Consider the following 21,192-nt stretch of genomic DNA (forward strand, 5'->3'; position numbering starts at 1 on the left):
ATTCAGGCGAATTTCTTCTTCTTTTGTCAAGGGGCAGGAATTTCCTTTGACCAAATTGAATAGCTACTATAACGAAAAATAAGGAGGAACTGGAATGAGTCTGACTACGTCGTTTGATGTAAAACAAGATGTATTAATTGTACGCTTATCCGGTGAACTGGACCATCATGAATCCGAAACACTGCGAACGGAATGGAAGGAAATGATGAACAAAAACAACATCAGACATGTCATTGTGAATCTTGCAGATGTATCATTCATGGATAGTTCTGGGCTCGGTGTTGTCCTTGGCAGATATAAGGAAATGCTCCAGATTGGTGGAGAGATGGTGGTTTGTTCCGTTTCAGCACCTGTTAACAGATTATTTGAAATGAGCGGTATTTTTAAAATTGTCCGCTTGGAGGAGAACGAAGAACTCGCATTATCCGCGTTGGGGGTGGCTTCATGAAAAATGAAATGCATGTAACATTTTCGAGTGTCAGTGAGAACGAAGCATTTGCCAGAGTGACCGTGGGATCGTTCGTAGCGCAGCTGGATCCAACAATGGATGAACTGACCGAAATTAAAACCGTTGTCTCGGAAGCAGTGACCAATGCCATTATTCACGGGTATAGCAATGAGCCAGGTTATTTTGTGGCAATCACCTGTACATTATTGGACGATACAGTGGAAATAATGATAAAAGATGAAGGAACGGGCATCAATAATGTGGATGAAGCCCGGCAGCCGCTGTATACCTCAAAGCCTGAATGGGAACGGTCCGGAATGGGATTCACCATCATCGAAAATTTCATGGACAATCTGGAGATTATATCGTTACCTGAGAATGGTACAACGGTTCATATGAAAAAGCAATTATCAAAAAAAACGGTTTCTAAATAGGGATGTCTATGGATGTAAACGTTAAACATGAAAACAATCAGGAGTCGTTGACGAATGAACAGGTGAAAGCGTATATTTATAAAAGCCAGCAAGGTGATAATGACGCTCGTGACATCCTTGTTGAAAAGAATGTCCGGCTCGTTTGGTCAGTTGTGCAGCGATTCGTCAATCGCGGATATGATCCGGATGATTTGTTTCAAATCGGGAGCATTGGATTAATTAAGGCGATTGATAAGTTTGATTTGTCCTATGATGTCCGGTTCTCCACATATGCTGTACCAATGATTATCGGTGAGATACAGCGCTTTATCAGGGACGACGGCAGTGTGAAAGTAAGCCGTTCCCTCAAGGAAACCGGGAATCGCATACGCAAAAAACGTGATGAGCTAACAAAAACACTTGGCCGTTCGCCATCGGTGCTTGAAATTGCCGAAGCACTGGGTATTACGACAGAAGACGTCGTTCATGCTGAAGAGGCGTCCAAGTCACCGCATTCCATCCATGAGACTGTATTTGAAAATGATGGTGACCCGATTACACTACTTGATCAAATTGCTGATGATGATACGTCCTGGTTTGATAAACTCACATTACAGGAAGGGATCAGAGTTCTGGACGAACGTGAACGATTAATTCTGTATCTCCGGTATTATAAGGACAGAACACAGGCAGAAGTTGCGGAGCGCCTGGAGATTTCGCAGGTTCAGGTATCAAGACTTGAGAAAAAAATTCTGGATGATATAAAGGCGTATATAAATGGATGATGAAAACTGTTCCGCCTACAAAAGGCTGGAACAGTTTTTTTGATCCGTTTAATGCTGTTTTGCCTGTTACATACAAAAGAGTTATTGAGGATTGCTTACTTTTTCGGCGTTTTGACGTTTTTGATGGTCTTGAATCACATCCGCAAGTGCAGCCGATGCATTTCGCAGTTCGTTGCGGGTATTGTCAACACCGCCAAACTCAACGAGCATCGATCGCTTGGAGACATCTTGGTTATAGATACCATTGCCTTCTGATTTACTTTTTGGATAGACGCCTTTACTGAGATTAGGGTATTTTTCATTAATCATGCGACTCATTGTTTTTGCAAATGCCAGATTTTGTTCGTAATCTTTATGACCAGTACCTACCACAAAATACAGCTTGGCATACGACTTCCCATTGATGGTAACTGTCGTTGCATCTTTACGCTGGGCATCCCGGTGTACGTCAATAAAATAATCAACGGAATGGTTGGAAGCTGTTACTTCCTGTAAGGTTTGCCGGGAAAATTTATAGGAATCATTGAAATCCCATCCGCGTTCATGAAGTTTTGCCGTAACATTGGTTTTATCATGGACCGCGGTAACCCCCTGTTTTTCCAATTGTTTGGTGAGCATGGATCCCACCTGAACAATATTTTCATCATCTTTTATACTGGACGCTTCACTCGGCTTTTTATTTTTATCATCCATTAATGGCAAAAATGCTTCCCAGGCATGACTGTGATAAATGAATACATTGGCATTTTCCTTGGATTGTATATCTTCCTCTTCCTGCTCAGAGGTGGTCTGTTTCGTTTCGTCCTCAAGTAATTTCTCAAAATCGGGAGGCGGTGACTCGATAGCCATGGCTGTGCCGGATCCTTCCGTTTGTATTCCATTTGAAAAAGCATTCATACCGGGAAGTGTTACACCAAGTAACGTTGTAAAATTATGTGGAGTGATTCCGGATGAAAACTCAAACAATAAAGATGAGAGATCGGGTGCCGTAATATTATTGGCTTTCAAATTATTTTCCAGTTGAGGAATTTCCGAGCTCATCATTAATAATAGCGATTCGGAAATAAGCACCGATTCCGTCAACTCATTAACGATGGGCAAGTGGAAAAAACGCTGTTGACTTTTTGACAAAGATATAAATGATATAAGCAAAAATATAATGATCATGGCTGCCAGGTACCCAAGAATATGATATTTCCATTTCAGATTCATTTTATATCAACCTTCCCAGAATAAATGTACTGTTTTCGATTGTTCAAACGTATGTCTTCACAATTTCTATTAATAATCTCAGTAAAAAGATATGAACAAGATATATCTAATAGAACGATGAAATACATTTTATTAGTTAACATAAATCAAACGGATGGCATGGCATTTCTTTGTGATAATTTTTCTGTATCCGGCCAATACTATGAGAACGAATGCGTGATGAAAAGAGTGGTTTTTACATGGCACCGATCGTTTATGTACGTATGAAAAAAAATGTGGAATGGAAGGGGTCGCAAAACGTCAAACTTAAAGATGTCGCATTTATATCAGCCACATACCGATTTAAAAGAGAATTGGAAGAAACGTCTCTTTTTACTATTTCCAAAAAGAATCAGAATGTGGTTGTTATTGACAGTTTTTTGGTCATTGATCAATTGAACGAGCGATATAACGACACGGAATTTCAACTGATCGGACCAGCGCAAACCATCATTCATATTAAAATTGACAAAAAGCCACCCAATATCCTGCTTGTATCCATGGTATGGTTGCTTCTTTTCATTGGCACCGCCATGACCATTATGAACTTTCACTACGACGTCAGTATGCAGGAAGTTCAACAGAAATTGCATTTTTTGCTAACGGGTGAGAAAGAGAACTACCCGTTATGGATTCAGATTCCCTATTCTATCGGATTGGGTATAGGCATGCTTCTGTTTTTCAACCATTGGTTCAACAAGCGGTTCAATGACGAACCAAGCCCTCTGGACGTGGAAGTATTTAATTACCAGCAACATTTGGATCACTATCTCAGTCATCATGAAAATGAGCTGAATAATCGTGACCATTTGGATTAATCTGCTAGAAATATGGATTGGTTTTGCTGCTGGTATCGCTGTGGGGGGTGGGTTTGTTGCATTTTTGACACTGTTGGGGGTTATTCCTCGACTGATTCAGCTGAGTAAGTCAAGCGCCTATATAAAAGGATATATTGCCAGCATTATCAGTGGGTCTCTATTGGGTATTCATATGTCATTTGCGGATATAACGTGGGATCAGTCGGAGATACTGTTGCTCGTATGGGGATTATTTCATGGTGTGTTTAACGGTATGCTTGCAGCCGCATTGACGGAAGTGTTAAATGTATTTCCTATTTTGTCCAAACGTATACATATGAATGATAAACTGATGTGGCTTTTAATGGCCGTTGTATTCGGGAAAGTGGCCGGATCTCTTTTTCAATGGATAATTTTTGTCAAGTGACGGTTCGTTATCATCGTTTCGCTTCTGCATTATATGGCGCGGGACTTTGTCATACAGCGGATGCTGAACCAGTTTGTAATGAGTGGAGTGTTATATATGACGCAAGATAAAAAAAAGAATCCTGTTTATGCAAAGATTGAACAAAATGATGACTACTTAAAAAATCAACTCGGAATCGGCACCTCTTTTGATCTCGGTTTCCGTAAGCTGACCGTTCTTAAGAGGAACGTTCATCTATATTATTTGACCGGTCTTTGTGACAGCACGGTCGTACAGGACATTATTTGGCAACTGGTTGATATTAATGATAAAGAAAGCAATATGAAAAAAGTTCCGGAAATTATTGAAAACCGAATTGTCTATATGCAACTCAATAAAGCGGAAACGCTTGATGAAGCCGTTGATCAAATGTTGTCCGGTTTGGTTATTATATTTGTCGACGGCATTAAGTACGCATTTATTGCGGATACGCGCAATTATCCCGGACGGACACCACAGGAACCTGATACAGAACATGTCGTCCGAGGTTCGCGGGATGGTTTCACGGAAAATATTATTGAGAATACAGCATTAACAAGAAGACGGATTCGTGATGCAAGGCTCCGTCATGAAATGTTAAAGGTTGGGGAACGATCCAAAACGGATGTTTGCCTATGTTATATTAAGGATATCGCCAACGAAGGACTTATAAACGAAATCAGAGACAGGATTAATCAGATTGAAGTGGATGGGATTCCGATGGCGGATAAAACGCTGGAAGAATTCATCATTCACCGGAAGTGGAAACCTTATCCTTTAGTAAGGTATACGGAAAGACCGGATGTTGCATCGACTCACTTGATGGAAGGACATGTTCTTATCATTGCGGACACATCACCAAGTGTGATGATTCTGCCGACAACATTTTTTCATCATGTGCAGCATGCCGAGGAATACCGTGAAGCACCTGCCATTGGAACATTCATACGATGGGTAAGATTTCTCGCCATTATGGTTTCTATCTTCCTCTTGCCTTTATGGCTTTTGTTTGCCATGGAACCAACATTGCTTCCGGGTGAACTCTCGTTTATTGGACCAAAAGATGAAGGAACGATTCCGATTGCGTTGCAAATTGTTCTTGCTGATCTCGGTCTGGAATTTTTACGGATGGCCGCGATTCACACGCCCACGCCGTTATCCACTGCCATGGGGCTGATTGCAGCGGTGCTGATCGGTCAAATTGCCATTGATGTCGGCCTGTTCGGTCCGGAAGTTATTTTGTATGTAGCTCTAAGTTCCGTTGGTATCTATGTAACGCCGAGTTATGAACTGGGAGTGGCCAATAAAATGGTACGATTTGGATTAGTTATTTTAACCGGTCTATTTGGAATGGTTGGATTTACCATTGGGACAACGTTCTATATCCTTTGGCTTATCCAAATTAAATCAATCAGAACGCCATATATGTGGCCGCTGTTGCCATTTAATCCAAGAGCGATGATTGAAATTCTTTTCCGTGTTCCTATGCCATATTCCAATCGTCGTCCAAGCATTGTCCATCCGAGAAACGATTACCGGCAGCCGAGACACAAAAAATGATTATGTGTTTTCTTAAGTCAAAAGAAAAATATCGCTCAAGGCGTGTTGGTATATCCCCCCCTTTTATTTTTGTTGTTCCTATGGTAGAGTGTTTTTACGTTATACCATGTAAACAAATGTCAAAGGATGGCAGATAAGGAAGTCAGCACATGTCACTGTGTTGAAAATGGAAAAGGGGAAAGTGCATGATAACGGATAATCATCCATTTAAAATAAACGAAGCAGGACATCTGGAGGCGGGCGGCGTTGACCTGGTGAATCTGGCAGAAACGTATGGGACACCGTTGTATGTTTACGATGTATCGATCATCAGGGATAATTGCCGCCAGTTTATACAGACATTTAAGGAATTAGGTGTCCAGGCACAAGTTGCTTATGCAAGCAAGGCTTTTTCTGCTATTGCGATGCTGCAGGTAGTCAATCAGGAAGGAATGAGCCTGGATGTGGTGTCAAAAGGGGAATTATACACGGCACTTCAGGCAGACGTCCCCGTCAACAAAATCCATTTGCACGGCAATAATAAAAGCCTGGAAGAATTGACGATGGCTATTGATCACGACATCGGCTGTATTGTCGTCGATAATTTTTACGAAATTGATTTGATTGAGCGCATTCTTCATGACAAACATAAAACGATCCATGTGTTAATGCGCGTTACACCCGGAATTGAATCCAATACGCATCAATATATTATGACAGGAAATGAAGATTCCAAATTCGGCTTTAATTTGAGCAATGGACAAGCTGATCAGGCATTTTTGCGTTTGCGCCGTAATAGCCGAATTCATGTTAAAGGACTGCATTCCCATATTGGATCACAGTTGTTTGAATCAGACGGACCACTACTTGCAGCACAATTGCTGTTTCAAAAATTGGATTACTGGCATACGGAATACGGTTTTATTCCGGATGTACTCAATTTGGGAGGTGGTTTTGGCATCCGTTATACGGCTGAGGACGAACCGTTGTCTTATCCGGCCTTTGTAAAAGAATTGGTGTCCGCGGTACAACAACATGCTGCCGCCATCGAAATCCCAACGCCGGAGATATGGATTGAGCCAGGACGTGCCATTGCTGGCAATGCCGGGCTGACCTTATACACAGTCGGCGCCATGAAAACTGTTCCCGGCGTCCGTCATTATATATCTGTTGATGGCGGTATGACGGATAATCTTCGTCCCGCACTTTATCAGGCCGCCTACGAAGGCGTGCTTGCCAATAAAGCCTCTCTGCCAAACGTTCAAACTGTTTCAGTGGCTGGAAAGTGCTGTGAATCAGGAGATATACTTATATGGAATTTGCCATTGCCTGCTGTGGAACCGAACGATATTTTGGCTGTGTTTTCCACAGGGGCCTATGGGTATTCCATGGCTAATCATTATAATCGTTTTGCCAAACCTGCAGTGGTATTTGCGGAAAACGGAAAATCTCAAGAGGTAGTTCGGAGAGAGACATATGAAGATGTCGTTAAAAATGATAGATCCTATGAGTGACTGAATTCTTTTATCCAGACAGCTCGATGGGGCATAAAACGTATGGTTGCTACCTGTTAGTATGCGGCGTACAATAACCATTAACAAGGGAAAAATCAATGGTCAAAAGAGTGATATAGGCTGGTTCGATCCGGCACATTGATAAAATATTTCACACAATGGAGGTTCATTGTATAGAATGAATGAAAAATTGGCTCTGTCATGAATTCTGTACATGAGCACAATGGATACGATTGGGTGGTTTGCGCTTGTGTCTGGCTCAAGTCATTTCATAATGAGGGATAAGTATGTTAATTCGTTATAAAAAAAATCACGAAAAGATTGCAATGGGTTTGCTGTCGTTTATGCCTGAAGAAAAAGACGTGAAAAAATTGCAGCAGACTATTAAGGAATATGAAGCCAATCAAGATTGGCATCTTTTTCTTTGGAAAGAAGAAGATGTGATTGGTACCATCGGTATCCGGATTGAAGATGGTATAAACGCTGTTATACAGCATATCTCTGTGAATCCATCCCACCGCGATTCAGGAGTTGGCCAACAAATGGTGCAGGAAATCCGTCAAATGTATGGGGATAAATATGCAGTCTGTGCTGATGATGTAACGCAACACTTTTTCAATAAATGCAGTGATACCGATCAGCAAAACGGAAAAGATGATTAAACAAAAAGCCAGCTCCGGAAAGCTGGCTTTTTATCTGTGCATAAGCCGATGATAACAGTTGTGAACTGTTACATCCAAGCAGCACCAACGATAATCAGGAGAATAAACAATACGACGATAAGCGAAAATCCACCACCATAATTGTAACTCATAGTGATATTCCTCCTTTTTAATTTGACCGGATAAATGATTTTGATACCATTTATCTTGCATTAATAACCTATGACGGGAACGTCCTTGGTGTATAGGCGATTCCGCCATATTCACTTAATTTTTTACAACGACGACGATAAATGAATGGTTATCCAATAGGAATCAATCCGGGCGATGTGAAAAGCGAACCGTGAGAGGGAGGAGGGTAACCTGTGAATCAATCTTATTACGTTAAATTAGATGCGTTTGAAGGTCCATTGGATCTATTGCTTCACTTAATACATCAATACGAGATTGATATATATGATATTCCCGTAGCGCAAATCACGGAACAGTATATGGAGTATATCCATACCATGCAGCAGTTGGAGCTTAATGTGGCCAGTGAATATCTTGTCATGGCTGCGACGCTTCTGGAATTGAAAAGCCATATGCTACTGCCAAGACAAGAATGGCAAGACCCTGATGAAGAATATAGCGAGGATCCACGTGAAGAATTGGTGCAGCGTCTGGTGACGTATCGCACATATAAACAAGCAGCACAACAGCTTGGAGAAATGGAAAAAGGCACCAATCAAACATTCATGCGGCCTCCCGCTGTCCTTTCCGGTACCGAGCCATATGAACCTGTTCAGGAAAAGACGTTGTCCATTTATGATATGATACATGCACTGAAACGGATGAATGATCGTCACAGATGGAATGAACCTTTGGAGACGAGGGTTAAGACCGGTGAGATTCCCTTGGAAGAACGTATGACAGCAGTGCTTGAAACCGTTAAACATCATGACAATGGAATAGCGTTTACTCAGCTGTTTGTGTATCCGTCACGATCCTATATTGTCGTTACATTCATGGCTATTCTCGAGCTGATGAAAAACAATGACATTACATGCCGACAAGAAGAGTCTTTTGGAGAATTATATGTTTTTTATAGTTTGGGGGACTAATGGTGAAAATGAGCGAATTAAAAGCGATCACAGAAGGATTGTTGTTTGCCGGGGGCGATGAAGGTGTGACATGCAAACAACTAGCGGCAGTATTGGATATGACGATTGAGCAAACGGGCCATGTACTGGAAGAATTGCAATCTGATTATGAGCATACGAATCGCGGTATACTGCTTATGCAATCCCATCATGTATATTATTTAACGACGAAACCGGAACACAGTTCATATGTGAAGAAATTGCTGCAAACGTCATCATCCTCAAAGTTATCTCAGGCTGCCCTGGAAACATTAGCGATCATCGCTTATTTGCAGCCCATTACAAGGACGGAGATTGAGGAAATACGTGGGGTTAAAAGTGATCGTCCTGTACAAACATTGATAACACGGTCATTGGTTGAGGAATCCGGTAGAAAAGAGGAAGCGGGGCGTCCGATTCTATTTGTAACTACAAAAGATTTTCTGACGTATTTCGGCTTAGTGTCTCTGGAAGAATTACCACCGCTTCCGGAAACGATTAATGAACAAGAGATCGAACAAGAAGCCGACCTATATTTTTCAAATGGTCATGAACCGGCTGGCGAATAAGTGAATGAAATGTAGCGCTTTTTTCTTTCTTATAATTAGCAAGCCTGGCCGATTTCAGTCATATGTGTCTGCCCCGCACGCATAAACTGTAACGACAACACATCGGCAGGAGGAAAAGTTTATGCGTGGTTATGCCGTATTAATGATTATTTGTTTTTTTATGATAAGTCTGATTCATCCGTCAGTCGGACAAGCCAAGCCTGGAGTGTCAGCCAACAATGCTGTCCTGATGGAACAGTCCTCCGGGCGCGTCTTGTATAATAAGCAAGCACATAAACAACGGCCCATAGCAAGCATTACGAAAATCATGACAGCCATCATTGCTGTTGAATCGGGTAAACTGAATGAGACAGTAACCATCAGCGAACGGGCCGAGCAAGCCATTGGATCATCAATCTACTTGGAAAAAGGAGAAAACATAAAACTAAAAGATCTTGTTTATGGATTAATGCTTCGATCCGGTAATGATGCTGCCGTTGCGATAAGTGAACATATAGGCGGAAGTGTGGAAGGATTTGTCTATTTAATGAATAAAAAAGCAGAATGGCTGGGAATGACCAACACTGTTTTTGACAATCCACATGGGCTTGATGCAGACAACCATTACTCCACCGCGTATGATATGGCTCTTTTGATGAGCTATGCCATGGATAATGACATTTTTAGGAAAGTTGCCGGAACAAAAGTTTATAAAGCCGAAAACGGAGATTATGTCTGGCGCAACAAACATAAATTGGTCACCTCTCTTTATAGCCACACGACGGGGGGGAAAACCGGGTACACAAGTACTGCCGGTAGAACATTGATGACGGCTGCGGAAAAGGATGGCATGGAGTTGATTGCTGTCACACTCGATGCACCGGATGATTGGCAAGACCATATCGGGCTGTTCGAGTGGGGTTTTGAAACCTATGATATGACGACCATTGCCGAAAAGGGTGAGAATCGTTACGACATAAAGGATACCGACCATCAGATTGTTGGCTATTTGCATCATAATATAACCATTCCGCTTCGTGAAAAGGAACAGAATGCGATTGACAAACAATCGTTTATTCGTCAAGAATCCAAGTATCCAAATGGGCAAACCATCGGAAAGACCATTTTTTTTGCAAGGTCGCTACCTATTGCAGAAACGCCAATATATGCTGAACGAAGACAACCAGCATCATTTGTGAATACGATTGTAACTGTTTACAAGCAAATGATGGGGCTCGATACTTATGGTTAATGTCATATGGGCGTTGATGGCGGTTATTGGCATTGTGTACGCCATGTTTAACGGAACGATGGACGAGGTTAATGAAGCATTGTTCGATAGTGCCGAAGAGGCAGTCACCTTGTCCATCGGATTGATCAGTATATTGGTTTTTTGGCTTGGGATCATGAAAGTTGCAGAAGAAGCAGGGATTTTGGCGTTCCTTTCCAAGCTATTCAGGCCATTGATTATTCGAATATTTCCTGATATACCGAATGATCATCCGGCCATTGGTTATATTTTGTCCAATATTACCGCTAATCTATTTGGATTGGGCAATGCTGCAACACCAATGGGCATTAAAGCGATGGAGGAAATGAAAAAATTGAGCGGTTCGGACGAGGCTTCACGATCAATGATCACGTTTTTGGCATTAAATACATCGAGTCTGACCATCATCCCAACGATGGTTATCTCCATACGGATGCAAAATGGTTCGGCCTCTCCCACGGAAATTGTTGGTACAACCATCATTGCGACGTTTATTTCGACTGTCAGTGCCTTAGTGATTGATCGTGTGTTTTATTATAGAAGCATCAGGAGGAAATAACGATGGGAATTATCACAACCATCAGCACATGGCTGATCCCATGCTTTATTGCCATTGTCCTCATCGTATCCACATGGAAACGAGTGCCTGCCTATGAGACCTTTGTGGAAGGCGGAAAAGATGGTGTTCGGATGGCGTTTTCATTACTCCCCTTTTTAGTTGGAATGATTGTGGCTATTTCTATTTTACGCAGCTCCGGTGCTCTGGAAGCTTTTATTCAGCTTATTTCGCCGTTTCTGGTCAAAATAGGGGTGCCACCGGACATTATTCCGCTGGCACTGGTCCGACCTATTTCGGGAACAGCAGCACTGGGAATGACGACCGAATTAATCAGCACACATGGGCCTGATTCATTGGTGGGCCGACTTGCTTCAACCATGCAGGGAAGTACGGATACAACGTTATATATACTAACCGTTTACTTCGGGGCGGTTGGAATTCGCAAAATGCATTACGCATTAAAAGTTGGACTTCTTGCCGATTTGGTTGGTATTATAGCATCGATTGTTGTCGTTACCTTATTATTTGGATAATCTCTTCAACTAGCGTTAACATTAAGTTAACGCTATTATTATGGTTGGACTCAATGAAGGAAAATGGTGATATAATGACGAACACGAATGAACGACTGCAAAAAGTGATCGCAAAGAGTGGGGTGACATCCCGACGAAAAGCAGAACAACTGATTGTTGCGGGCAAGGTGAAAGTCAACGACAACGTGATAACGGAATTGGGAACCAAGGTGTCCCCCCGTGATAACGTGGAAGTCAATGGCGTTCGTTTGGAAAAAGAAGAACCGGTTTACTATCTTTTTTATAAACCAAGAGGTGTCATTTCCAGCTTAAACGATGATAAAGGCAGAAGCGTTGTAACGGATTATCTTGGTGAGGTTAAGGAACGGATTTATCCGATCGGCCGACTTGATTACGATACGTCAGGCATTCTTCTTTTGACCAATGATGGAAATTTCGCCAATCAGCTCATGCACCCGAAATATCAAATAGACAAAGTGTATGTGGCCAAAGTCAAAGGAATTCCAAGCAAAAAAGAGCTGTATCGAATGAAAAAAGGCATCCACTCTGACAGTGATTTATTAAAAGCCGTGACGTATCGAATGTATGAAGTGGATAAGAAAAACAATACGGCCATTCTGGAAATAACACTTCATGAAGGGAAAAATAGACATATCCGGCGTATGATGGATGAAATCGGTTATCCGGTTTTGAAATTGAAGAGGGAACAATACGGCATTCTTCATCTGCAAGGAATGCAGCCGGGAGACAGCAGACCGCTCACCCCACATGAGGTTAAAAGAATGCGTCATTTAGCATCCGATAAAAATGTTAAAAAATAGACAAATTCGTTTCTTTCGTTCCATGATACAATAAGATCGGGAGTGAATGACTATGGATACGGATAAAAGAAAAGCATCCAAAAAAAATAAAAAGAAAAACCGGCTTATATTCAGGTCCATTGTCTTAGCCGTTTTACTCGTTGCTGTCATCTACGCGCTCGTGTCGAATTTGACCAAGGATACGACTGATGTCAGTGTTGGTAGTCAGGCTCCTGATTTTAAACTGGAACAGATTAATAAAAATAATGAGCTTGACACTGTCAGATTAAGTGATTATGAAGGCAAAGGCGTTATGCTGAATTTCTGGGGTACATGGTGCCCGCCGTGTAAAAAAGAAATGCCTTACATGGAGTCGCTTTATCCGGAATACAAGAAAAAAGGTGTTGAAATCATCGCTGTCAACTTGGACAGGACGACATTTGTTGTCGATAAATTCATAAATGAGTATGATTTGACATTTCCGGTCCCGCATGATTCCAATAAAGAAGTACGGAATGCCTATCAGGTTGAACCGCTTCCAACTACATTTTTCATTGATCCGGACGGTAAAATTGTCGAAATTGTGGAAGGCGGCCTGACACTCGACAGGATAGAAGGGTATTTGCAGCAAATACAGCCTGAGAAGTAACTGAATGCACGGATTGTGAGGGATTCAAATGGAAAAAATAAAATGTGAGTGCGGCCATGTCAATCCGGAAGGAACAGTTCTCTGTGAAGCATGCGGCAAACCGGTTGAAGGCAATCAACATATTGACGGAAATGATAAACGGAAACTGTTGAACATGCGTTATGATGGCAGTGCACGCCGCTCGCAGACATATAATAAATCAATCATTGATAAAACATGGAATTTTTTCTCTTCCGTTAAAGTTGGGGTATGGTTGATTGTGTTAGCTTTGACTGCTTCAGCCATCGGGACGATTTTCCCGCAGGAACAATACATACCGGCAGATGCAACACAGGATCCGTCTATTTATTATGAAGCACAGTATGGCATCTTGGGACAGATTTACTACCAACTTGGCTTTCACAATCTATATGGGTCCTGGTGGTATATGCTCCTGATTGCCTTTATTGGTATGTCATTGGTTATTTCCAGTATTGATCGTTTCGTTCCGTTGTATAAAACATTGAAAATGCAAAAACCACGACGCCATGATACCTTTCTCAAAAGGCAGCGTTTATTCAGTGAGACGGAACACGTATCATCCGATGAAAAGAAAAAATTGGTTTCCGGTTTAAAAAAGCAACGTTATAAAGTATGGGAAGACAATGGGCACGTTCTGGCTGAAAAAGGGCGGTTTTCCCGTTGGGGACCGTATGTTAACCATCTTGGTCTTATTATTGTCCTTATTGCAGCGTTAATGCGGATGACATCATTTATGTATATGGATGAGTATGTTTGGGTACGCGAAGGAGAACAAACAGTCATCCCCGGTACAGACAAGGAATATTACATTGAAAATAAGGATTTCATTTTGGAAACGTATGACAAAGATGACGAACGATTTAAGAACGCGATCGAAAAACAAGGAAATGTTGCTAAAAATTATCAGACCAATGCCGTCATCTATAAAGAACAAGGGGACGATGTAGCCGGTGCCGATCCGGATTTAAAAAAAGTAACCGAAGATAGTATTCGCATGAATGAGCCGCTAGAGTTTGATGGATACACCCTTTATCAGTCCGGTTACCAGCAGAATGAATTTAAACGTATGTCGTTTAAAATTCATAAGACGGACGATCCTGAGGAAGCATCACTGGGTTCGTTCTCTATTGACTTGACGGATCCAAAAGAAACGTACCAATTGGATAATGGATTCCAGGTTGGAGTCACCCAATATTACCCGGATTACGAACTACAGGAAGAGGAACCGGCATCGAAGACACCTTATCCGAGAAATCCGGCGTTTGTTTTCACCATTCATCCGCCGGGAAATGAAGAACCGGAGACGAGTTTCGTCGGTATTGGGAAAAACATCGATGCAACGGGAGAAAATGACTACAAATTAGGTATAGAAGACTTTGAAACACGATATGCAAGCGGGTTGTCTGTCAAACGTGACTATACGTTGCCATTGTTTATCATCGGTGCAGTGATCTTTATGATTGGTGTCAGCCAAGGCATGTACTGGCAACATCGCAGAATCTGGCTACATCCAAAGGGGGAAGGCATCCTGGTTGCAGGTCATACGAACAAAAACTGGTTTGGCCTGAGGCAGGATATCGAACGTATGATAGCGGATACCAACGTGAACATGGTTCAAGATCAGCAAGAAACGGAATGAGCTTAAGAAGACTGCTTAAAGGAGGATATGACTATGGACTCATTAATTAACGTTAGCAGTGCCATGCTGTATACGGCCTTCATCCTTTATTTGATTGCCACTTTTTTCTTTGGTGCGACGATACGGGATAAAAATAAAAACTCCAATAAAGGTGTCGGTATTAGCGGAAAAATTGGAATCACACTGACCATTATTGGATTTTTGGCGCAGATTGTTTACTTTATTACGAGGTGGATTGCCAGTAAACACGCGCCTGTTAGTAATTTATTTGAATTTATGACATTCTTCGGGATGGCGCTTGTTTTTGCGTTCATCATCCTTTACTTTATTTATAGGCTAAATATTTTGGGACTATTCGCCTTACCGATAGCCATCATTGTCATCGCTTATGCCAGTGTATTCCCGACCGAGGTCGCACCACTTGTCCCATCGCTGCAGAGTAATTGGCTGTATATCCATGTGACGACAGTTTCACTCGGTGAGGCTATTTTATCGATCAGTTTTGTAGCAGGATTGATTTACTTAATCAGGCAAATTGATCAGTCTGTCAGAAGCAAGCGGACAATATGGCTGGAAGTCGTACTGCTTTCCATATTTATTTTCGCCGGTTTCAGCATTATTTCCACAGCATTTAATGTGTCGGGGTATTCGGCGGAATTTGAGTACAGTGTCAACGGCACGACACAAACAACCGACTATCATCTGCCACCGATAGCTGGTCCGAATGAAGGAGAACTGCTTACAGGTGACCGGATGAATCCATTATTTGAAGCGCCGGGCTGGATGAAAGGCGTCGATGCCGCCCGGAAGTTCAACACGGTTATTTGGTCTGTCATAACGGGATTGATATTATATGGTCTCGCTCGGTTGATTCTGCGTAAGCGCGTCGGCGCTTTCATTCAGCCGTTTCTGCTCAAAGCAAAGCCGGACATGCTTGATGAAATTTCGTACAGAGCTGTCGCCATCGGTTTTCCAGTATTTACACTGGGGGGTCTGATTTTTGCATCCATTTGGGCGCAAGAGGCATGGGATCGTTTTTGGGGTTGGGATCCCAAAGAAGTATGGGCCCTGGTAACGTGGCTCTTTTATGCAGCATTCCTTCATCTGCGCCTTTCGAAAGGTTGGCATGGTGAAAAATCAGCTTGGCTTGCCGTCGGAGGATTTGCCATCATTATGTTTAATCTGGTTGCTGTCAATCTGGTATTGGCCGGCCTTCATTCCTATGCGTAAAACATAAAAATCATACTGAGCTGTCGGCTGTTAGTCAGGGTGATGGCACAATAATGGAGGGATTCCATGAAGACAAACGCCAAAATTTTGGTTGTTGACGATGAAGACAGAATTCGGCGACTGGTAAGAATGTACTTGGAAAAAGAAGATTTCACAGTCGAGGAAGCGGTGGATGGAACAGAAGCGTTGCAACTTGCACTGGATCATGATTATGATGTTATTTTGCTTGATATCATGATGCCGGAGATGGATGGCATTGAGGTTGCAAAAGAATTGCGTAAACAAAAATCAACACCCATTATCATGCTCACGGCTAAAGGAGAAGAAGCCAATCGCGTCGAGGGTTTCGAAGTGGGAAGCGATGATTATATTGTCAAACCGTTCAGCCCTCGTGAAGTCGTGTTGCGTGTGAAGGCTGTGCTCAGGCGTGCAGCGTCACATGATTATCAGGAGGCGGAAACTCAGACCAAAAGTCTTATTGTCTTTCCTCATCTGACGATTGATTATGATGCCCATCGTGTAACAGCGGATGGTACAGACGTGAGTCTTACGCCAAAAGAATACGAATTATTGTGTTTTATGGCTGAAGATCCCGATAAGGTATTCAGCAGGGAAGTGTTGCTGAAAGAAGTTTGGCAATATGAATTTTTCGGGGATTTGCGTACAGTTGATACACATGTAAAACGGCTGCGTGAAAAACTGACAAATGTGTCCAAAGAAGCTGCTGATATGATTGTGACAGTGTGGGGCGTCGGTTATAAATTCGAGGTGGATGACGCATGATGTTTTGGCGCAGTGTTGTAGGGAAACTAGCAATGACCATCTTATTGCTAGTTTCTTTTGTATTATTTATTTTAACTATACTATTGCTTGAATTTTTTGAAAATTACCATGTTAATCAAGCGGAAAAAGATATGTTGCAAACCGCTAATCAAGTCTCAAGAATGGTTGTGCAATATGAAGATCAGCAATTGGCCCAGGAGAATGCTGAATTGGTCAAAGATCCGCTGAGTCGGGTAAGTGTCATTTATAGTGATGGAACGTCTTGGGCGTCGGACAGCACAGATAGCGACCTGAACAAACTGAATGCTGATTGGCTTCATGATGACGACGAACTGAAAGGTGCTTTCACAGACGACGAAAACGTTAAAAAGCAAACACTCCTTCCCGATACCAATATCGAAGCGATGGTTGTTGGAATACCAATTAAACAAAAGGGTGCTGTATTTGTCTATCAATCATTGGATATTGTCAACCAAACAAAGGCTGAAACAACAAAAATTATCTTGCTGGCTGCCGGGATTGCGATTATCCTTACGACCATATTTGCCTTTTTTCTTTCAACCAAGATTACATCTCCATTAATTAAAATGCGTGAAGCAGCAGTTGATCTCACAAAAGGTGAGTTTAATACCAAGGTTCCTATCCTTACCCGTGATGAAATTGGTGAATTGGCGATGGCATTTAACCGAATGGGGCGGCAGTTGAAGTTTCACATCAATGCCTTAAGGCAGGAAAAAGAACAAATATCCAGCATTGTCAGCTCCATGGCCGATGGCGTTATTACACTGAACCGTAATGGTGACATGCAAATTACGAACCGGCCGGCTGAATTGTTTATCGAGAATTTATACTACGAAAATGACTATGACATTGCTGAGGATCGATCCAAAGCCCCCGAGCCATTAACGAAACTGTTGGCGAGCGTTATTCAGGATGAAAGAGAAGCCACGGAGGAAATAACGACCCAGGGGCGTACATGGGTGATGATTATGACACCGCTTTACGATCAATCCCACGTACGTGGAGCTGTGGCTGTACTTCGGGATATGACGGAGGAAAGACGATCTGATAAACTTCGAGAAGATTTTATAGCAAATGTCTCGCATGAACTGCGAACACCCATTTCCATGCTGCAAGGGTACAGCGAAGCCATCGTTGACGGTGTCGCTGAATCGAAAGAAGAGAAAAATGAGCTTGCCCAGATCATTCGTGATGAATCAATGCGTATGGGCCGCCTTGTCAACGAATTGCTTGACCTGGCCCGTATGGAAGCAGGACATAATCAACTGAATAAAGAAACAATTGATGCCGGCGCCTACATCGATCGGATTATGAAAAAGTTTAAGGGTCTGGCCGAGGAAAACGATGTCACACTACATCTCGATAAACAATTGGAAACGGAATCCATTGTCATCGATCCCGACCGCATGGAACAAGTTTTTACCAATTTGATTGATAATGCTATCCGACATACAGACGATCATGGTTTTGTTGCGGTAACTGTTGAAAGTTCGGAAACAAATGTTTACGCCTCCATTAAGGACAATGGCGCAGGTATTCCGGAAGATGATCTGGCATTTGTATTTGAACGTTTTTATAAAGCTGATAAATCCAGAACTCGAAATGGAAAGAAAAAAGGAACTGGTTTAGGTCTTGCGATTGCTAAAAACATCGTGGAGGCTCACGGTGGTTCGATCACCGTTAAGAGCACGAAGAATGAGGGGACAACGTTTGAAATCCATTTGCCGCAGCAAGCATGACACGGTTGAATGCCCCACAAAGCTCATTGCAAAATACCAACGTATGATTGGTATTTTGCAGCTTTTTTTATCCTAACTGTAACGAAATAATGGATTCAGACGACTATAAAATGGAATGGGGGATTGGAATGGATTCCATTTTCGAGCATTTCTACACAAACTATCATAATGACTTATATCAATTTATCTTTTATATGGTTAAAGATCGGCATATATGTGAGGATCTCGTTCAAGATGTATATATCAAAGTAATGGAGTCGCATCACTCATTCCGTGGAGACAGCAGTGAGAAGACGTGGCTTTTTTCGATAGCACGCCATATCACCGTTGATTATTTCCGGAAGCAGAAGCGAAAACGTAAACGGATTTTGGATTTTTTTGACTGGAGCGAAAAAGGACATATTGTGCGTGATCAGCATTTATTACCCGATGAAATTGCTACGCAAAATGACATGATTCGCACAGTGTATTACTACTTGGACAAATGTACGCCGGATCAAAAGAGTGTTCTTCTACTGCGATATATGCAGTCGTTCAGTATTCAAGAAACAGCTGATATTTTAAATTTCAGCACAAGCAAAGTGAAGACGACACAGCACCGTGGATTAAAGCAATTGCAAAAGTATATGAACCAACATCATGAGGAGGAAGGGGGAAATGCGCCATGAAAAAACAGAACCGAAAAGACAAACATTTGCAAGAAACATTGAGACAAATGCCTGAAGTCAGGGACCATCTTGATAAAGACACTTTATTCCGGCGTATCTCTTCTAAGCAACGCATAAAAGATGCCTCACACAAAAAGAAATGGTTCGCTTTTTGGCCGATCATGGGCAGTGTTATAGCGCTCGGATTGCTGTTTGTCCTGGCCCCGTTGCTGCTGAATGGGGAATCCATGCAGCGGGCAGGCGAGGATAGTGCTGATAATGCATCAGACAGGGCTAATAGGGTAGAGGAAAGCAGTGGAAATGAAACGGACCGTCCGGAAATGTTTGATAATGAGAAAGAGCGTTCAACCATTGACCGATATGATAAGACACAACACCCCCTCGTTGTTCGGTCGTCGGAAAAAAATCGGACTGTTATACATGGTGCAGTAGCTGATGTTCAGGGACAATATGTTATTCCTCTGTCTTTTACGGCTCCGGCTGAAGTCAATAAAAATGACTATTTAAATGAATTGGGACAGTATATGCAGGAGAAAGCGTGGGGGACCAGTCATTATATGTTCGGGGAGACATCATTCCAATTGGATGAAGCCAATCAGCAAGTGAAAGCAACATTTCCGGAAAACTTCTTGCCCACAAAGCAAGGATCAAGCGGAAGTTATATGCTAGAAAATCTTCTAGCAAGCATGTTTAAGCCATATCAGGTGAACAAAGTGGTGTTTACAGAAGAGGTGGACCTTGGCAAAATTGGAAGAGTAAAACAGCTTCCCTTACGTTCCGGTAAAGTGGTTTATAAAATTCATAAGCCGGAAAAAGGAAATAGGACATTCCTCATCGAAGTGCCCGTTACAGACCAGACGGACTTCAGCGCTGCTTTGGATGAAATGAAAAACGATGAAAAAGCCTTTCACGTTTCCGGAAGTGTGCCGGAAAACACCAACCTGTCCGTCAGCGACAATGGACAGCAGCTCCTGCTTTCTTTTCGTTCAAATAAAAACGTGCCAAAAAATCAGGAGCTAGTCACAATGATTGATGCCATCCTCATGACGGCTAAACGTTTCGGTTACGAGGAAGTGCGATTTTCGCATGCCGGTGAAGAACAGGCAGGTCCATACGATTTAACCGAACCGTTAAACGTTCCTCTTGGCGCAAATCCAATATCTCGTTCCTTCTAATTTATGACAAGCGCCCTTATTGAAGAAATGATGTAAGGGTGCTTTTTTGACTTTTCAAATAGATATGTTTAAGATGAATTCAGAATGGTTTTGAATGGTTCCTTTGTATGTGATATCGTTTCAGGCTTCCTCAAACTTTAACGGATCTCCGTCAAAAGGGCTATCCGCAATTTTAATGGAATCGGTCGGACAGCCTTCATACGCATCCATCATATCATCCTGCAAGTGTTCCGGTATCCTGCCGGTTCCCTGATTATTGTCCCACATCACGTATGCAAGTGCCTCATCGTTATAATCAAATAGATTTGGTGCATTGAGACCGCAAGCTCCACAGGCAATGCATGTTTCTTGATCAACGATGGTAAATTTAGACATATGTCTCATCCCTTTGCTCAAACGCATTGATGACCGGAAATGTCCAGTTTCCTAGTGTCGTAAAACGGGAATCATCCGTATCCGTGCGTTTCTATAATGATTCCATATCGTTTATTGTAAATTGATCCAGTCGACATTTCAACTGGTTGCTGACGTGTTAAGATTGGAAATATATATGTATAAAGCAATTAATGCCGTGAAAAGGGG

24 protein-coding genes are annotated in these 21,192 nt (G+C 42.2%); 21 read left to right on the forward strand and 3 right to left on the reverse strand.

The annotated features are described in order from the left end of the window. Positions 1-94: 94 nt before the first annotated feature. Genes spoIIAA through sigF form a run of 3 tightly spaced genes read left to right on the forward strand, consistent with a single transcriptional unit; the run spans position 95 to position 1,646 of the window. A complete protein-coding gene (spoIIAA, locus tag ABDZ72_RS10945; RefSeq protein ID WP_343753002.1) occupies positions 95-448 on the forward strand; it encodes an anti-sigma F factor antagonist in 354 nt (117 codons plus the stop codon). Further along, positions 445-882: an anti-sigma F factor gene (gene spoIIAB / locus ABDZ72_RS10950; protein ID WP_343753004.1), complete on the forward strand. Its 438-nt coding sequence runs from the start codon at positions 445-447 to the stop codon at positions 880-882. Before spoIIAA ends, spoIIAB begins: the two co-directional genes overlap by 4 nt. Before the next feature lie 8 nt (positions 883-890). Further along, complete coding sequence (gene sigF / locus ABDZ72_RS10955; RefSeq protein WP_343753006.1) at positions 891-1,646, forward strand: RNA polymerase sporulation sigma factor SigF; 756 nt, start codon at positions 891-893, stop codon at positions 1,644-1,646. Positions 1,647-1,727: 81 nt separating this feature from the next. On the opposite strand, the gene spoIIP is transcribed toward sigF, so the two are convergent. After that, positions 1,728-2,858 (reverse strand): stage II sporulation protein P, encoded by a 1,131-nt coding sequence (spoIIP, locus tag ABDZ72_RS10960; protein ID WP_343753008.1) that lies wholly within the window; start codon positions 2,856-2,858, stop codon positions 1,728-1,730. Positions 2,859-3,097: 239 nt separating this feature from the next. On the opposite strand from spoIIP, the gene ABDZ72_RS10965 reads away from it, so the two are divergent. From ABDZ72_RS10965 to ABDZ72_RS10985, 5 genes are all read left to right on the forward strand, one after another. Continuing rightward, the gene (locus ABDZ72_RS10965) at positions 3,098-3,715 is read left to right on the forward strand and encodes a stage V sporulation protein AA (RefSeq protein ID WP_343753010.1); all 618 of its coding nucleotides are present in this window, start codon (positions 3,098-3,100) and stop codon (positions 3,713-3,715) included. After that, on the forward strand, positions 3,693-4,121 hold the full coding sequence (locus ABDZ72_RS10970) for a stage V sporulation protein AB (protein ID WP_343753726.1): 429 nt from the start codon (positions 3,693-3,695) through the stop codon (positions 4,119-4,121). Before ABDZ72_RS10965 ends, ABDZ72_RS10970 begins: the two co-directional genes overlap by 23 nt. A 96-nt stretch (positions 4,122-4,217) precedes the next feature. Then, on the forward strand, positions 4,218-5,699 hold the full coding sequence (locus ABDZ72_RS10975; protein WP_343753012.1) for a spore germination protein: 1,482 nt from the start codon (positions 4,218-4,220) through the stop codon (positions 5,697-5,699). Positions 5,700-5,884: 185 nt separating this feature from the next. Beyond that, positions 5,885-7,192, forward strand: a complete 1,308-nt coding sequence (gene lysA / locus ABDZ72_RS10980) for a diaminopimelate decarboxylase (RefSeq protein ID WP_343753014.1) — start codon at positions 5,885-5,887, stop codon at positions 7,190-7,192. Between the two features lie 287 nt (positions 7,193-7,479). Beyond that, complete coding sequence (locus ABDZ72_RS10985) at positions 7,480-7,854, forward strand: GNAT family N-acetyltransferase (RefSeq protein WP_343753016.1); 375 nt, start codon at positions 7,480-7,482, stop codon at positions 7,852-7,854. 68 nt (positions 7,855-7,922) lie between these two features. Here ABDZ72_RS10985 and ABDZ72_RS10990 read toward each other — a convergent pair whose 3' ends face one another. Further along, entirely contained in the window at positions 7,923-8,006 is an 84-nt protein-coding gene (locus ABDZ72_RS10990) for a YjcZ family sporulation protein (RefSeq protein WP_188632618.1), read from the reverse strand. 213 nt (positions 8,007-8,219) lie between these two features. Here ABDZ72_RS10990 and ABDZ72_RS10995 point away from each other — a divergent pair, with 213 nt between their 5' ends. The 13 genes from ABDZ72_RS10995 (at position 8,220) to ABDZ72_RS11055 (ending at position 20,610) form a co-directional block, all read left to right on the forward strand. Next, complete coding sequence (locus ABDZ72_RS10995) at positions 8,220-8,957, forward strand: segregation/condensation protein A (RefSeq protein WP_343753018.1); 738 nt, start codon at positions 8,220-8,222, stop codon at positions 8,955-8,957. A gap of 2 nt (positions 8,958-8,959) precedes the next feature. Beyond that, on the forward strand, positions 8,960-9,544 hold the full coding sequence (gene scpB, locus ABDZ72_RS11000; protein ID WP_343753020.1) for an SMC-Scp complex subunit ScpB: 585 nt from the start codon (positions 8,960-8,962) through the stop codon (positions 9,542-9,544). Positions 9,545-9,665: 121 nt separating this feature from the next. Then, entirely contained in the window at positions 9,666-10,775 is a 1,110-nt protein-coding gene (locus ABDZ72_RS11005) for a D-alanyl-D-alanine carboxypeptidase family protein (protein WP_343753022.1), read from the forward strand. Next, positions 10,768-11,352, forward strand: coding sequence for a nucleoside recognition domain-containing protein (locus tag ABDZ72_RS11010; protein ID WP_343753024.1), 585 nt, complete (start codon positions 10,768-10,770; stop codon positions 11,350-11,352). Before ABDZ72_RS11005 ends, ABDZ72_RS11010 begins: the two co-directional genes overlap by 8 nt. A 2-nt stretch (positions 11,353-11,354) precedes the next feature. Continuing rightward, the gene (locus ABDZ72_RS11015) at positions 11,355-11,885 is read left to right on the forward strand and encodes a spore maturation protein (RefSeq protein WP_343753025.1); all 531 of its coding nucleotides are present in this window, start codon (positions 11,355-11,357) and stop codon (positions 11,883-11,885) included. A gap of 74 nt (positions 11,886-11,959) precedes the next feature. Beyond that, entirely contained in the window at positions 11,960-12,706 is a 747-nt protein-coding gene (locus ABDZ72_RS11020; RefSeq protein WP_343753731.1) for a pseudouridine synthase, read from the forward strand. A gap of 52 nt (positions 12,707-12,758) precedes the next feature. After that, positions 12,759-13,334: a thiol-disulfide oxidoreductase ResA gene (gene resA, locus ABDZ72_RS11025; RefSeq protein WP_343753027.1), complete on the forward strand. Its 576-nt coding sequence runs from the start codon at positions 12,759-12,761 to the stop codon at positions 13,332-13,334. A gap of 28 nt (positions 13,335-13,362) precedes the next feature. After that, complete coding sequence (resB, locus tag ABDZ72_RS11030) at positions 13,363-14,994, forward strand: cytochrome c biogenesis protein ResB (RefSeq protein WP_343753029.1); 1,632 nt, start codon at positions 13,363-13,365, stop codon at positions 14,992-14,994. 33 nt (positions 14,995-15,027) lie between these two features. Then, on the forward strand, positions 15,028-16,224 hold the full coding sequence (gene ccsB, locus ABDZ72_RS11035) for a c-type cytochrome biogenesis protein CcsB (RefSeq protein WP_343753031.1): 1,197 nt from the start codon (positions 15,028-15,030) through the stop codon (positions 16,222-16,224). Between the two features lie 66 nt (positions 16,225-16,290). Further along, entirely contained in the window at positions 16,291-17,007 is a 717-nt protein-coding gene (locus ABDZ72_RS11040) for a response regulator transcription factor (RefSeq protein ID WP_343753033.1), read from the forward strand. Beyond that, entirely contained in the window at positions 17,007-18,767 is a 1,761-nt protein-coding gene (locus ABDZ72_RS11045; protein ID WP_343753733.1) for an ATP-binding protein, read from the forward strand. The genes ABDZ72_RS11040 and ABDZ72_RS11045 overlap by 1 nt, the downstream gene beginning before the upstream one ends. Positions 18,768-18,895: 128 nt before the next feature. Continuing rightward, a complete protein-coding gene (locus tag ABDZ72_RS11050; protein WP_343753035.1) occupies positions 18,896-19,435 on the forward strand; it encodes an RNA polymerase sigma factor SigX in 540 nt (179 codons plus the stop codon). Further along, positions 19,432-20,610, forward strand: a complete 1,179-nt coding sequence (locus ABDZ72_RS11055) for a hypothetical protein (RefSeq protein ID WP_343753037.1) — start codon at positions 19,432-19,434, stop codon at positions 20,608-20,610. Before ABDZ72_RS11050 ends, ABDZ72_RS11055 begins: the two co-directional genes overlap by 4 nt. A 120-nt stretch (positions 20,611-20,730) precedes the next feature. On the opposite strand, the gene ABDZ72_RS11060 is transcribed toward ABDZ72_RS11055, so the two are convergent. Continuing rightward, on the reverse strand, positions 20,731-20,985 hold the full coding sequence (locus ABDZ72_RS11060; RefSeq protein ID WP_343753038.1) for a ferredoxin: 255 nt from the start codon (positions 20,983-20,985) through the stop codon (positions 20,731-20,733). Positions 20,986-21,192 lie beyond the last annotated feature (207 nt).

Origin of the sequence: Lentibacillus halophilus (genome assembly GCF_039522485.1) — a bacterium.
Classification (GTDB): Bacteria; Bacillota; Bacilli; order Bacillales; family Amphibacillaceae; genus Lentibacillus; species Lentibacillus halophilus.